The sequence below is a fragment of the Desulforapulum autotrophicum HRM2 genome (genome assembly GCF_000020365.1).
Classification (GTDB): domain Bacteria; phylum Desulfobacterota; class Desulfobacteria; order Desulfobacterales; family Desulfobacteraceae; genus Desulforapulum; species Desulforapulum autotrophicum.
In genome coordinates this window covers 2486462-2501401 of record NC_012108.1, presented here as the reverse complement: position 1 = coordinate 2501401, position 14940 = coordinate 2486462, and the positions used below count along the sequence as shown (strand labels likewise).

Annotated in this window: 12 protein-coding genes; 10 read left to right on the top strand and 2 right to left on the bottom strand. The window is 50.8% G+C overall.

The window, feature by feature from the left end:
* The first annotated feature begins 133 nt into the window (after window positions 1-133).
* Both HRM2_RS10970 and HRM2_RS10965 read left to right on the top strand, forming a co-directional pair.
* Window positions 134-1111: a KpsF/GutQ family sugar-phosphate isomerase gene (locus tag HRM2_RS10970; protein ID WP_015904081.1), complete on the top strand. Its 978-nt coding sequence runs from the start codon at window positions 134-136 to the stop codon at window positions 1109-1111.
* A 51-nt stretch (window positions 1112-1162) separates the two neighbouring features.
* Window positions 1163-2512 carry an ATP-dependent 6-phosphofructokinase gene (locus HRM2_RS10965; protein ID WP_041273209.1) on the top strand — a complete coding sequence of 450 codons (1350 nt, stop codon included), beginning with the start codon at window positions 1163-1165 and terminating at the stop codon, window positions 2510-2512.
* Here the strand turns inward: HRM2_RS10965 and HRM2_RS10960 are convergent.
* Both HRM2_RS10960 and miaA read right to left on the bottom strand, forming a co-directional pair.
* Window positions 2478-4079 (bottom strand): penicillin-binding protein activator, encoded by a 1602-nt coding sequence (locus tag HRM2_RS10960; protein WP_015904079.1) that lies wholly within the window; start codon window positions 4077-4079, stop codon window positions 2478-2480. The two genes, HRM2_RS10965 and HRM2_RS10960, sit on opposite strands and share 35 nt — an antisense overlap.
* Window positions 4080-4126: 47 nt before the next feature.
* The gene (gene miaA, locus HRM2_RS10955; RefSeq protein WP_015904078.1) at window positions 4127-5047 is read right to left on the bottom strand and encodes a tRNA (adenosine(37)-N6)-dimethylallyltransferase MiaA; all 921 of its coding nucleotides are present in this window, start codon (window positions 5045-5047) and stop codon (window positions 4127-4129) included.
* Between the two features lie 232 nt (window positions 5048-5279).
* Between miaA and HRM2_RS10945 the strand changes: the two genes are divergently transcribed.
* From HRM2_RS10945 to HRM2_RS10905, 8 genes are all read left to right on the top strand, one after another.
* Window positions 5280-9728: an FAD-dependent oxidoreductase gene (locus tag HRM2_RS10945; protein ID WP_015904077.1), complete on the top strand. Its 4449-nt coding sequence runs from the start codon at window positions 5280-5282 to the stop codon at window positions 9726-9728.
* 14 nt (window positions 9729-9742) lie between these two features.
* The gene (locus tag HRM2_RS26015; RefSeq protein WP_015904076.1) at window positions 9743-10165 is read left to right on the top strand and encodes a hydrogenase iron-sulfur subunit; all 423 of its coding nucleotides are present in this window, start codon (window positions 9743-9745) and stop codon (window positions 10163-10165) included.
* 11 nt (window positions 10166-10176) lie between these two features.
* Complete coding sequence (locus tag HRM2_RS10930; RefSeq protein ID WP_015904075.1) at window positions 10177-11124, top strand: 4Fe-4S dicluster domain-containing protein; 948 nt, start codon at window positions 10177-10179, stop codon at window positions 11122-11124.
* 82 nt (window positions 11125-11206) lie between these two features.
* A complete protein-coding gene (locus tag HRM2_RS10925; RefSeq protein ID WP_015904074.1) occupies window positions 11207-12262 on the top strand; it encodes a 4Fe-4S dicluster domain-containing protein in 1056 nt (351 codons plus the stop codon).
* A gap of 18 nt (window positions 12263-12280) precedes the next feature.
* Window positions 12281-13126, top strand: coding sequence for an FAD/NAD(P)-binding protein (locus HRM2_RS10920; RefSeq protein WP_015904073.1), 846 nt, complete (start codon window positions 12281-12283; stop codon window positions 13124-13126).
* A 135-nt stretch (window positions 13127-13261) separates the two neighbouring features.
* On the top strand, window positions 13262-13579 hold the full coding sequence (locus HRM2_RS10915; protein WP_015904072.1) for a TusE/DsrC/DsvC family sulfur relay protein: 318 nt from the start codon (window positions 13262-13264) through the stop codon (window positions 13577-13579).
* Window positions 13580-13671: 92 nt separating this feature from the next.
* Window positions 13672-14127, top strand: a complete 456-nt coding sequence (gene ahbA, locus HRM2_RS10910; protein ID WP_015904071.1) for a siroheme decarboxylase subunit alpha — start codon at window positions 13672-13674, stop codon at window positions 14125-14127.
* Complete coding sequence (locus tag HRM2_RS10905; protein WP_015904070.1) at window positions 14124-14924, top strand: nitrilase-related carbon-nitrogen hydrolase; 801 nt, start codon at window positions 14124-14126, stop codon at window positions 14922-14924. Before ahbA ends, HRM2_RS10905 begins: the two co-directional genes overlap by 4 nt.
* Window positions 14925-14940: the final 16 nt, after the last annotated feature.

Sequence of the window (14940 nt, the reverse complement as noted above, 5' to 3'; positions counted from 1 at the left end):
CCTTGATTTTTCCACAAAAAACTGCCATGAATAGCCAGTAACCTAAAACTTTTAGGTGTAATTCTTAATCCGGGGCAGAGTACTTCCGCAACCTGCAAACCGTGACACCCTAAACCCATACAAGTGAAAATAAATGATCATAGAAGCAGCAAAAGAGGTACTTGAAAAAGAAGCCGAAAGCATCCTTCATCTGACGAAAAAAATCGGCCCGGAATTTGAACAAATGGTTAAAACCATTCTCTCGTCCAAGGGACGCGTCATCATTTCCGGTATCGGCAAATCCGGCCTGATCGGTAAGAAAATAGTTGCAACCCTCACAAGCACAGGGACCAATGCCATGTTTCTCCACCCGGTTGAAGCCATGCATGGAGATCTTGGCATGGTGATTGAGCAGGATGTGTTCATCGCCATCTCAAACAGTGGAGAAACAGGAGAACTCAACGTTCTATTACCCTCCATCAAAGCCTTGGGCTGCGCCATGATTGCCTTTACCGGCAACCCCGGATCCACCATGGCTAAACTTTGTGACATGGTCATTGACACAGGTGTTGAAAAAGAGGCCTGCCCCCTGGGACTTGCCCCCACCTGCAGCACTACCGCCCAGCTTGCCATGGGAGATGCATTGGCCGTGGTCCTCATTAAAAAGAAAAATTTCAAGGAAAGCGACTTTAAACGGTCCCATCCAGGCGGCGTCCTTGGCCAACGCCTGTCATGCATGGTCAAAGAGATCATGAACCACGACGACCCTCCACCGGTCGTTGCCAGGGGAACCACCATAACCTTCGCCATCGGGGTCATGGAACAGTTCAAGCTCGGTGCGGTACTCATTACGGACACGGACAACACCCTTCTTGGCATCATCACAGACGGGGACATCCGGCACAGCATCGCCAGGGGTCAGTTTGATTTTGACCATATAGTTGTTGAAGATGTGATGAGTTGCGACCCCTTTACAATTCGGCCCAATTCCCCCCTGTACGACGCCCTGAACATTATGGAAAAGAATGAGATAACTGCCCTTCCCGTGACCGACAACAGCAAGAAACTATGCGGGATTCTCCATCTCCACGAAATTCTCGGCAAAGGCGCCTTCAGTTTCAACGGCGCGTAAACCTTGAAAACGATGCCCACCGAAACCATCCCCTATAGTAAGGAGAGTGCCATGAAAGAAAAAACGATAACCACCAAAATTGAAACCCTTGGAGAAGCAAAGGTCCTCTCTCCCCTTGCTGCAAAGGCACAGGGTGGGTACACAGAACGGTTTGTCAAAGATGAAGACCGGGTGCTCATTGATGTGAATCTCAACAAGATTAAAGACACCATCAAAAACAACGTTGAACCACCAAGCTTTGAAAAGGCAGGTCCAAGGGAAAAAATCTACTTTGATCCGAGCAAACTCAAATGCGCCATTGTCACCTGCGGTGGACTATGCCCTGGACTCAACGACATCATACGATCGGTTGTACTTGAACTCTACCACTGCTACGGGGTCAAGAATATCTACGGCATTCGCCACGGCCTTCAGGGATTTATACCCGAGTTTGGCCATGAGGTCATGGAATTGACAGCAGCTTCGGTATCAAACATTCTTGACATGGGTGGCACCATACTTGGCAGTTCCAGGGGCACCCAGGATATCGGCACCATTGTCGACTGCCTGGAACGCATGAACATCGGCATTCTGTTCATGGTTGGTGGAGACGGCACCCTGGTGGCAGCCAAAAAAATTGCAGAAACCATCACCGAACGTAACCTCAAGGTGAGCATCATTGTCATCCCCAAGACCATAGACAACGACATCTACCTGGTTTCCAGGACCTTCGGGTTTGACACGGCCGTTGACATCGCAACCATAGCCATCAAGGGTGCCCACAACGAGGCAAGGGGATATCCCAACGGTATCGGATTGATCAAGCTCATGGGCCGCCACTCCGGATTTCTGGCTGCCACGGCAGCCCTTGCCCAGCAAGATGCTAATTTCGTACTCATTCCCGAGATAGAAATCCAGCTCACCGGTGAAAACGGATTTTTAGCTGCCCTGGAGCGCAGGATGAAGGAGAGAAAACACGCTGTCATCGTAGTTGCCGAAGGGGCGGGTCAGCGTTTTTTTGAAAATCAGACCACCGAATATGATCCGTCAGGCAACATTAAGCTCAAGGATATTGGCACCTTTTTAAAAAACGAAATCTCCCAGTGGTTTAAAGAGCGAAACAACCCCGTAACCCTGAAGTATATCGACCCGAGCTACATAATCAGGAGTCTTCCCGCCAATTCAAACGACTGCGTTTACTGCGGGTTCCTTGGAAGGGACGCCGTCCATGCGGGCATGGCCGGCAAGACCAAGCTTCTGGTCAGCAACTGGAACAACCACTATGTCCATATTCCCATGGAGGCTTCAGCTGGACAAAGGAAATACGTGGATCCAAAGGGAAAGCTATGGCAGTCGGTCCTGGAGGCCACGGGCCAGGGTGCCCTGATCAACGGGAAAGCTCACGAAACTCACCCTGCTTGATGGTAATAAAGACAAGCTCCTTCTGGGCGTTGCCGTCCGGATCAAACATGGTTCGGCCTGTAACGCCCTCAAAGACTCTTTTGTCTGACAGTCCTGCTCTCAGGTCGGCCCTTGAATTAACGCCCGGCTCCATGGCTGTCTGAACAAGCATGGTCAGGGTATCGTAGGCCACGGCCTCCAAAAACCCCGGATCCTCCCCATACAGAGAGCGAAATCGCTCGGCAAAGGCCTTTGCCTTTAAATTCATTCCATTAGCAAAAAAACCATCTGTGATGACGGTATTTACGGCATATTTTTTTGCAGAAGTGATCAGGGAATCATCATGCCAGAGGTTTGTTCCCAGAAGATAGCAGCCGGTGATGTCGTGGTATGCAAGCTGGGGAAGAATCATCCCCACCTTGCCAGGGGAATCTGGAATAAAAAACGCCGTAGAAGCAAAGCTTGATTGCCGGGAAAATTGCCGGGTGAGTTTTTTAATGGCATCGGAAAAATCAGTCTGGTCCTTTCCATAGGATTCTGCCCCCAGGATCTCACCTCCCATCTCAATCACCTTGTCCATGAAGAGGTTCATATAGGTTCTGCCATATCGATCATCAGGGTAAAGGATGGCAAACTTCTTCACCTGAAGCATTCGTGAGGCATAGGAGGCAAGGGCCTGGGTCTGGATTTCAGGTGTCAGAAAATTAGAGAACACATATTCTCCATCCCTGGCCACCTGGGTCTTCTGTGTCATGGCAATCAGAGGAAGACCCAGATGCTGGGCCGTTTGGCCGGCCACCTCTGCGGTTATTATCGGTCCTGCTATGCCTGCCACCTTTTCAGCGGCCAGTTCTTGAACACAGGTGACTGTCTGATCATTGTCAGATCGGGTATCCTTGATGAGCACGTTGATCTTCACATGGTATTGATTTGAAAAATCCTGAACGGCAAGCTCAATGCCCTTGAGGGCCCGTTCTCCAAAAATGCTGAACCGTCCAGACAGGGGAAGCAGGCAACCCACCGAATTTTTTTTAAACAGATGTTCCTGCAAAAGCAAGACAAGCTGCCTTGCATTTTCACCATCCTGATGATCGGGATGGTCCTGGAGGAAGCGAACAAAGGTGTCAATGGCAAGCTGATTATTTCCCTGGGATCCATAGTTGAGCCCCAGTCGGTAAAGTATCTCAGCCCTTGGGAACGACGCGTCTTCCGATGCTGCTATACCCTCAAGTTCAGCAGTGTCAACCGTGGCAAGAAATCGGTTGAGACTCGACCTCACCCGATCCTTTTCATGTTCAGGTGCAAATTTAAGGGCCTTGGCATACAGGCGCAGGACATCAACGACAAGCCCCTTCTCTTCAAGACCCTGGGCAAGTTCAAAGGCTGTTTCAGCCTCTGTTTTTTCCGACACAACCGCTGGAGCCTCCTCAACCTGGGGTTCAGAAATTTCAACCCCTGGAGCCAGAGGGGGTTTTACCCCACACGAAGTGAGCATCACCAACGCCACTGCCAATAGCAACACCACAACCACCTGGGGCATGACAGCCAATTGGGGCACGACAACCAATCTGTTGTTTCTTGTTTTCATTAATCCCGACCCTTTGTTAATTCCCTGCCGATCCGGGTTAGTTCTGGTCAATCCCGGTCAACAAGAAAATCTGATGCAAGGGAAAAAGCCCGCTCGATCTCCTGGGGCATGAGCCAGATCATTTCTTTTTCCCGCCTGAACCAAGTAAGTTGACGTTTAGCATAACGGCGGGTATCACGTTTTAACAGCCCCACCATTTCATTAAAACCGATCTCTCCTTTGAGATACAGACACACGTGTCTGTACCCAATGGACTGCATGGATTTCAAATCCGACGTATATCCACGATTAAGAAGTCCTTCAACCTCCTGGATCAATCCCTGGTCAAGCATCATGTCCACCCGTTTTTCTATTCTCTGGTACAGTTTTTCACGGTCCATGTAAAGGCCGAACTTTAAAGCCCTGTATCGTTCACCTTCAAACCCATGGGCTTCTTGCAGGGATGAAATGGTGGCGTTATGTGTGGTGGCCACCTCAAGGGCACGGATGACCCTGAATAGATCATTTGGATGAATTTTTGCAGCGGCAGATGGATCAACCCTTAAAAGCCTGGCATGGAGGTCTACTCCCTTTGCCGCCTCCTGTTCAAGTGCCGCAAGGACCCTTGGATCGGCTTTTGTTCCCCTGAAAAGCCCATGCACAAGGGCCTTAAAATAAAAACCCGTGCCCCCGGCCACAACTGCCGCCCTTCCTTTTTTATGGAGTTCCTCAATGGCAAGATCCGCCATGCGGGCAAAACAGGCCGCATCAAAATCCTGGTCCGGGTCCACCACATCCACAAGGTAATGACGGACCGCTGACTGCTCCCGTGCATCGGGTTTTGCCGTTCCAACGTCCATGTAACGATAGATCTGCATGGAATCTGCACCGATGATCTCTGCACCCACACGTGTGGCAAGATCAATGGCAAACCCGGTTTTTCCTACGCCTGTGGGACCGCAAACAAGGATAATTTTTTTTTTATTCATTTCCATCCCATTCAGCAACAGAATCCTGTTCAGCCTCATAAATTCATTGACATCGTATTTTTTAAACTCTAAGTACCATATAAAATATGGTTAGTATTGTAGAGTCAAACTTGTACCTTGTTAAAAGTTCAAGTAACATATTATAAAAACTATAAAATTAAAAGAGTTTTAGTTCTCAATGTAAAATTTAAGTGGTGAATAAATTTCATCAACTTCATATGGGAGAAAAAAAATGACAAACAAAGTAACAGGCTCGGTAGCCGTGATCGGAGGCGGAATCTCCGGTATGCTCTCTGCCCTTGATCTTGCTAATTCCGGATACTATGTCCATTTGGTTGAAAAAAGCCCATCCATTGGCGGGGTAATGTCCCAGTTAGACAAGACATTCCCCACCAATGACTGTGCCATGTGAATTATTTCACCCACACTGGTCGAGGTCGGCCGGCATTTAAACATTGAGCTACACACCCTTAGCGAAACAAAATCGATAAAAGGTAAGGCTGGAAATTTTCAGATCACCCTGGACAGAACTCCAAGATTCATTGATACGGCAAAGTGCACCGGTTGCGGCGAATGTGCCGAGGCCTGTCCTGTAACCCTGCCCAGTATCTTTGAACAGGGACTTACGACAAGGCATGCTACTTATAAACCCTATGCCCAGGCAGTGCCCGGTGCCTTTTCAATCACCAAGAAAGACCGCTCTCCCTGCACAAACGCCTGTCCCAACAGCGTCAATGCCCACGCCTATGTGGCCCTTGCAGGCAAGAAAAAATACAAGGAGGCCCTGGAGGTAATCCTACGAAACCTTCCGCTACCCGGATCCATCGGCAGAATCTGTCCCCATCCCTGTGAAGATGCCTGCCGGAGGGAACAGGTGGAATCTGCCGTTTCCATATGCACCCTGAAACGGTTCGTTGCAGACCAGGTCAACATCAAAGACCTTCCCGCTCCTGAAATAGCCCCAAGACCTGAGCGGGTTGCCATTGTGGGGGCTGGACCTGCAGGGCTTTCCGCTGCTGCCTTTCTTGCCGGCAAGGGGGTGAAAGTCACCATTTTTGAAGCCCTTCCAGCGGCCGGCGGCATGCTCAAGGTCGGTATTCCCGATTATCGACTTCCCCCAAAAGTGCTCGAAGATGAAGTCTCCTACATTACCAACCAGCTTGGCGTTGAAATCCAGTACAATAAGGCACTTGGCCGTGATTTCACAGTTGACGCATTGTTTGCGGAAGGTTTTGCCTCGGTTTATCTGGCCATTGGCTGCCATCGGGGAATGGAACTTGGCATTCCGGGTGAAGCCTTTAACGGAGTAATCTCCGGGGTAACACTTCTCAAGGAGGCGGCCCTTGGCACCGGTAAACCCCTAAAGGGCAAGGTAGTCATCATTGGCGGCGGTGACGTGGCAATTGATGCCGCCCGAACTGCGCTTAGAATCGGGGCCGAAAAGGTGAGCATTTTATACCGAAGAACCGAGACTGAAATGCCGGCCCGGGATGAAGAGATCGAAGATGCCCTTGAAGAGGGGGTTGACATCCAGTTTCTCACCGCCCCCAAGGAGGTGGTTGCAGAGGACGGCAAAACCGTTGGCATCCGGTGTTTTCGCATGGAACTTGGCGAACCGGACAAGAGCGGTCGCCGACGACCGGTTCCGGTTGAAGGCAGCGATTTTATCATTAATACCGATTACATCATCCCGGCCATCGGTCAACGCACCGACACATCGTGCATTGATGAAAAACAAGGAATAACCATCAACCGCTGGGGTAACATTGAAGTCAACCCCCTCACCTTTGAGACACAAAGAAAGGGGGTTTTTGCAGGTGGCGACGCTGAAACCGGTGCTTCTATTGCCATCAATGCCGTTGCTGCAGGCAACCAGGCAGGCGTTTCCATTCTGAGGTTTCTTGACCACGAGGACCTTGCCCAGGGGCGTGAACCCGTTGAATATGCCCAGAAAAACTTCAACCCCATCCCGGACAGGATCAAAAAGGTCCAACGCCAGACCATGGCAAGAATCCCCATGGAACAGCGTCTGGCTGGCTTTGACGAGGTTGAACTTGGATTCACTGAAGAACAGGCCATTGCCGAGGCCAGCCGGTGCCTTGACTGCATGGTATGCTGTGAATGTTATGAATGCGTCAAGGCCTGCGGCGCGGGTGCCTTAACCCTTGAGACCCACCTTGAAAAAGGAGCCACCGAAACCATAGATGCAGGGGCTGTGATCCTGGCGCCTGGCTTTACAGCCTTTGATCCCCAGGGGCTTGACAACTATCAGTATGCAAACCACCCCAATGTAATGACAGCCATGGAATTTGAGAGAATTCTATCCGCCTCAGGTCCCACCCAGGGCCACCTTGCACGGTTTTCCGACCACAAGGAACCCAAAAAAATCGCCTGGTTCCAGTGCGTAGGCTCAAGGGATATGAATCGATGCGACCACAAGTACTGCTCGTCGGTCTGCTGCATGTATGCCCTGAAAGAGGCAGTCATTGCAAAGGAACATGCAGGAGACAGCCTTGAATGTACGATCTTCTTCATGGATATGCGAACCCATGGTAAGGATTTTGAACGCTACTACAACCGGGCCAAAGATCTCGGCATCCGATTTGTCAGAAGCCGGGTCCACACGGTCAATCCCGTGGCAGGAACCGACGACCTCAATGTACGCTATGTTGATGAAATGGGGTCCATGGAGTCTGAAACCTTTGACATGATCGTCCTTTCCGTGGGTCTTGAAATCAGCCCGGAGGTGGTGGATCTTGCCAACAGGCTTAATATCGAACTCACCGAAGGCAACTTTGCCCGAACCGAAAGCTTTGCCCCGGTGGAAACGACCCAGAGAGGCATCTTTGTGGCAGGTGCTTTCCAGGGCCCCAAGGATATTCCCCAGTCCGTTGTTGATTCCAGCGCTGCAGCAGCAGAGGCAGGCGCCCTGCTCTCAAGCGCCCGGGACACCATGACCAAAAAGGCCGAGGAAATCCCAGAGACAAACGTCATTGGTGAACGGCCCCGCATCGGGGTGTTTGTCTGCAAGTGCGGGTCCAACATTGCCGGTATCGTGGATGTGGAAAGTGTGAGGGATTATGCGGCAAAGCTTCCCTATGTGGAGTACTGTTCGGACAATCTCTACACCTGCTCCCAGGATACCCAGGACACCATGACTCAGATCATCAAGGAGAACAACCTCAACCGGATCGTGGTGGCCGCCTGCACCCCGAAAACCCACGAACCCCTATTCCAGGAGACCCTTATCAATGCTGGTCTCAACAAGTATCTCTTTGAAATGACCAACATCCGGAACCACGCCTCCTGGGTCCACAAGGCAAGCCCTAAACTTGCCACTGAAAAATCCAAGGACCTGGTTCGCATGGCGGTCTCAAAGGTTGCCCTGATGGAACCCTTGAAAGAGGCAAAACTCAACGTCAACCAGACCGCCCTGGTCATCGGTGGTGGGGTTTCAGGCATCGCCAGTGCTAAAAACCTTGCCGAACAGGGATATGAAGTTCACCTGGTGGAAAAATCAGACAAACTTGGAGGGCAGGCCAACAATCTGTACCGGACATATCTGGAAGAGGACATTCAGCAGGGGCTCACAGACCTTGTGACTTCAGTAACCAGCAACGACAAGGTCCACCTCCATCTGAATACCACCCTGGACGATGTGGAGGGATTCGTGGGCAACTTTAAATCCACCCTCACCACAAACGGTAAACCTGAAACCATTGAACATGGTGTGGCCATTGTCGCAACCGGTGCCACCGGCCTGAAACCCAAGGAGTACCTCTATGGTAAGGATCCCCGGGTATTGACAAGCCTTGAGCTTGATCGACGCTTCATCGACAGGGACGAGGAACTCAAAACCCTGAATTCGGCGGTTTTTATCCAGTGCGTTGGTTCAAGGGACAAGGACCGACCCTATTGTTCAAGGGTGTGCTGCACCCATTCCATTGACAATGCCATTGCCCTTAAAACCATCAATCCCGACATGGACGTTTACATTCTGTACCGGGATATCAGAACCTATGGCGAGCGCGAATACAAGTACCAGCAGGCAAGGGAAATGGGGGTCATCTTCATCCGTTACAGCCTTGACAACAAGCCCGTGGTCGAGGCTTCAAAAGAGAGTCTCAAAATCACGATCACCGACCATGTACTGGGCATCCCCCTTGAGATCGAGGCGGATATTCTGACCCTGGCATCGGCCATTGTGCCCAACAGGGACGAGCGCCTGGCAAACTTCTTCAAAGTGCCGCTGAACGAGGATGGCTTCTTTGTGGAACGCCACGCAAAACTTGGACCCTCTGAATTTGCCACTGACGGGGTGTTCCTTTGCGGACTTGCCCACTATCCCAAACCCATTGACGAGGCCATTGCCCATGGGCAGGCCGCAGCCTCAAGGGCCGTGACCCTTCTGGCACGCCAGACCGTCTCCATGAGCGGCAACGTTGCAACCGTGGATCCCATGGTGTGCAGTTCCTGCGGCGTGTGTGTCAGCATCTGCCCCTATTCAGCCCCAAGTTTTGCCACGGAAGGCCGTTTCAAGGGCAAGGCTGAGATCAACCCGGTACTGTGCAAGGGCTGCGGATTGTGCGTTGCCTCCTGCCGGTCGGGTGCCCTTCACCTCAAGGGCTTTGACACCAATCAGATTTTTGCCCAGATATTTGCCCTGGACGAAGCAGTATAAAGGAGAAAAAAATAATGACGGAAAAAAAGACAAAGATCGTCGGTTTTTTGTGCAACTGGTGCAGCTATGGTGCCGCCGATCTTGCTGGTGTAAGCCGAATGCAATACCCGGCCGATGTCCGGGTGATACGAATCCCGTGCACGGGAAGAATGAGCCCGAAATTTATCCTGAGCGCCTTCAGGGAGGGTGCCGACGGGGTATGGGTGTCCGGTTGACATCCGGGTGAATGCCATTACCTGGAAGGTAATTACTACGCACGCCGGAAATTTGCACTCATGGGAAATCTGCTTGAGCACATGGGTATCGAACGGGACAGACTCCACTTCTCCTGGATCTCTTCGGCAGAAGCCACTAAATTTGTGGACGTTGTCACACGGGTGACCAAGGCAGTCAATGCCCTTGGACCCAACCATAAACTTGTCAAAAAAGCGGGTTAGGGGAAAGTTAAATGAATGCATATACTGAAAAAATCAGGGAACTCTCCTCAAACCTGTTACGGGAGGGCAAGGTAGACCTGGTCATTGGCTTCAAACAGGGCACCGTGCCCATGGCCACCGTGCCTGCCATTGCAAGAACCCCTGAAGAGGCAGCTACCTTTGTCTGGGACGCCAACTGCAGTCTCAATCTTGCCAATTACCTGACCAATCGAACGGAAAAAATCGGCATCATTGCAAAGGGATGCGACTCAAGAAATATTGTCAACCACATTGTTGAAAACAAAATTTCAAGGGAGCAGCTTTACATCATTGGCGTGCCGTGCACGGGAATGGTTGACAAACCAAGCATCCGTGCCCTGTTTGACCTTGAAATCACCCAATTCAAGGAAGAGGGTGAAACCCTTCTGGTCAAGACCCTTGAAAATGAACTTAAAATTGACAAGCAGGATTATCTCAGGGCCAACTGCCGCACCTGCATGCACCGGAATCCCGTTATCCACGACGTGCTGGTTGCAGAACCCGTGGTCGAGCAAACCCTTGAGGACCCGTTCAAGGACGTCAAAGCCATTGAACAGATGGATGACGACCAGCGGTGGAATCACTTTGAAACCCTGCTTGACGGGTGTATCCGCTGCTATGCGTGCAGAAATGCCTGCCCCCTGTGCTACTGCCCCACCTGCTTTGTGGATGAATCCAATCCCCAATGGGTTGGAAAGGGCCAGGACCCATCAGATGTGAGGACCTTTCACTTTTTACGGGCCTACCACTGTGCCGGGCGCTGTACCGATTGCGGAGCGTGTGAGGAGGCCTGCCCCATGGATATCAGAGTCAGGGACTTCACTCGAAAACTTGTCAAGGACAGCCTTGAGATCTATGGATGGGAAGCAGGCCTCACCCTGGACCAGCGGCCGCCCCTGGATACATTCAAACCCGATGATCCCGATGCATTTATCAAGTAACCGGCCCGGCCGGAACATGGTATTTTTAAAACGCATTTAATTTCAACATCCTGGTGGGAGTTATCTATAAAAAGGTATCCATATGAAAGTCATACAAATCGATAAAAACGACTGGAACAGGGGCATTGATGCATCCAGAAAGGCGTATCATCTCTTTGGCCCTGTAACAGACAACAACCAGTCAATGTTTAAACAGCTGGCCCCGGATCAATATCCGGACATGGAAAAACCAGATACGATCATGTCACCCAAGTCGGTTCTTTTTCCCCAGACGGAAAAACTTCTTGGGGCAACCCTTGATCCAACCGCTGAAAACCACCACATCATGGAAAGGCCGGAAACGGACTATTCCCCCCGTGCCGTCATCGGTATTCGACCCTATGATGCAAGGGCCGTGGCTCTGGTCAAACTCAACTTTGACACCCCGGAATACCGTGACCCCTATTGGTGTGATGCCTATGCGGCAACAACCTTTGTGGGGCTTGCCGTAAACCAGCCGTCTGTTACGGATTTTTCAACAGCCATGGGTAGCGGGCCCTTTGCCGAAGAGGGCCTGGACGCCCTTCTGGTGGACGCAGGAGATCTTTATCTTGCCAAGGTCTTGACCCCAAAGGGAGAGGCTTTTTTCAGTGCAGCCGGATTTGATACCGTTGCAGACACGGATGAAAGCCTTGAAAAGATTGAACAGTTAAAAAACAAGGCTGAAACTGCCATGGGGCCTCTGGCTGTGTTTACAGACAAACTTGCACAAAAATCGATCCTGGACCTCCACGGCGCACCGTTCTGGGAGGATCTTGCCTTTACCTGCATCAACTGTGGCACCTGTACCTTTGTCTGCCCCACCTGCTGGTGCTTTGACATCCAGGATGAGACAAAGGGCAATTCTGCTGCAAGGTTTCGCAACTGGGACACCTGTATGTCGCCTCTGTTCACAAAGCACGGCTCAGGCCACAATCCAAGGGGTGAAAAGACCCAACGGGTACGTCAGCGGTTCATGCACAAGCTCAAGTACTTTCTGGACAAGTACGACAGCGGAACCATGTGCGTGGGGTGTGGAAGATGTGTGGAAAAATGTCCAGTCAACATCGACATACGCCAGGTCTGCAATAAAATGAACTCATACGAGCCGCAGAAATAGGGCACAATTGGAGGAAAAATGGATAATCCATATCGGCCTTATCCCGTACGCATCGATGAGATAGAGATCGCAACCGAGGATAAGTCGCTCAAGACATTCAAGTTTGTCTTTTTAAACGAGGAAGACGGGGAAAAGTTCTCCCACAGGGCCGGCCAGTTTGCCGAACTTTCCATTCCCGGCAAGGGGGAGATCCCCATTGGGATCGCCTCTTCACCCACGGAAAAGGGATTTGTCAAATTCACCGTATTCAAGACAGGGGTGGTCACCTCATACCTTCACAACATGAAGGTCGGTGACATCATGGGCATCAGGGGACCGCTTGGCAATTCCTACCCCTGGGACAAACTTGAAGGCAAAAACCTTGTGATAATCGGTGGCGGATTTGCCTTTACCACCCTCAGGGCATCCATCGTATATATGCTTGACCCTGCCAACCGGTCAAAATTTGGCAAGATTGATGTGGTATACGGGGCAAGGTCCCCCGGCATGCTTCTCTACCGGGATGAACTCTTTGAGTGGGAACGAAGGGACGATATCAACATGCACATAACAGTTGACGGCACCGATGATCCCACCTGGGGCTACAACGTGGGATTTGTGCCGACCATTGTCGAACAAAAGGCACCCAAGGCGTCGCCCGAAACCTATGCCATCGTGTGCGGACCGCCCATCATGATCAAATTTACCCAGCCGGCCCTTGAAAAACTGGGGTACGGCGATGAGCAGATCATCATGTCACTTGAAAACCGCATGAAGTGTGGCATCGGCATGTGCGGGCGGTGTAACATCGGCAAAGAGCTGGTGTGCAAAGACGGACCTGTGTTTACCTTAAAGGAGCTCAATCGTACCCCCAGGGAGTATTGATCTTTTTTTTACAACTTCGTCAATCTTTGATATTGACAATAGAGTGTTGGTGGTCTATTGTCAAAAAATTAAATTCTAAAGAGACGGCAAGTCTTGCTTATAGAAAACTTTTTATTCTTTACAGGAGGTAGTTTCATGGCAACAGTTGAGATGAATGGAAAATCATTCGAAATTGATGAAGATGGATTTCTGCTTGACTATAAAACTTTTGACAAAGAGTGGGTTGAGTATGTTCGTCAGCAAGAAGGCATCGATGAGATGAACGACGAGCACTGGAAAGTGGTTAACGTTCTTCAGGACTACTATGAGAAAAACGGAATTGCACCCATGGTTCGGGTTCTTTCCAAGCTCACCAAATACAAACTCAAACATATCTATGAGCTGTTCCCCTCAGGACCTGGCAAGGGCGCCTGCAAGATGGCCGGTCTTCCCAAGCCTACCGGATGTGTATAAAATCAAAGTTTTGATCTGATAAATTATATTCATGACCGCTAAAAGGCCCTGCATTTTTATGCAGGGCCTTTTTTGAGTTAAGGAGCCCATGCATGACCCAGTTAGATGCGGTTGACAAAAGAATAATCAATAGAATCCAGGATCTGTTCCCCATTGAACCAAGACCCTTCAGGGCGCTTGCAACCGAACTTGGACTCTCAGAAAAGGACATCATATCCCGGGTAAAGCACCTCAAGAAACAGGGCATTATTCGACGCATCGGTGGCAATTTCAGCCCAGATCGACTTGGATTCTACTCGACCCTTTGTGCAGCAAGGGTGGCCAGAAAAAAACTGGACCTTTTCACTCGAACGGTCAACGCCTATACCGGCGTCACCCACAACTACATGAGAAACCATACCTACAACGTCTGGTTCACCTTTATCGCCCCTGCCAGGGAAACCATTGAGGAGAGCCTCAGACAGATCTCAGCTGCCACGGGTGTTACCGATATTCTCAACCTTCCCGCCACCCATATGTTCAAGATCAGCGCCAAGTTCAAGGTATGAAACCAGTCAGGGTTGCACTTGTCATCCAGAAATCCGTTCCGGGAAATTCCAGGGTCAACCTGGAGACCTGTCTTGAACTTGCCGGCATGGCTGCCAGGAGGGGGGCTGAAATTGTTCTTTTTCCCGAACTCAACCTCACGGGATACTCCCTTGGAAAACAACTCATATCCACCGCAACAACCATTCCCGGTGCCCTGACCAAGGCCCTGATAGACGCAAGTATTGAAAACAAAATTACCCTTTTAGCAGGCATGGCGGAAAAGGACAATGCCGGCCACCTCTTTTCCACCCATGTGGCGGCCATGGCCGACGGTACACTCGGGGTCTACCGAAAACTTCACATCCCGCCGCCGGAAAAAAAGGTGTTTACACCGGGCACAACCATCACCACCTTTCAAACGGACACTGTCAATTTCGGCATTCAAGTCTGCTACGATGCTCATTTTCCTGAACTTTCCACTCGCATGGCCCTGAAGGGTGCTGAAGTCCTCTTTTTCCCCCATGCATCGCCCAGGGGAACACCCCAGGGAAAACTTGACTCCTGGCTCCGTCACTTAACGGCAAGGGCCTTTGACAACTCTGTGTTTGTACTTGCCTGCAACCAGGTCGGCAACCACGGCAACCACCGAAGCTTTCCCGGCGTTGCCGTGGCCATTGGACCGGATGGAAACATCATCTCCCACCTTCTGGCAGACAGGGATGAGCTGTTGATCGTGGATCTTGACAGCGCCCTTCTTGAACAGATCAAAGGACACAGGATGCGGTATTTCCTGCCCAACCGGCGGGAGGACCTGTAAAACCAGCAACAGAGAA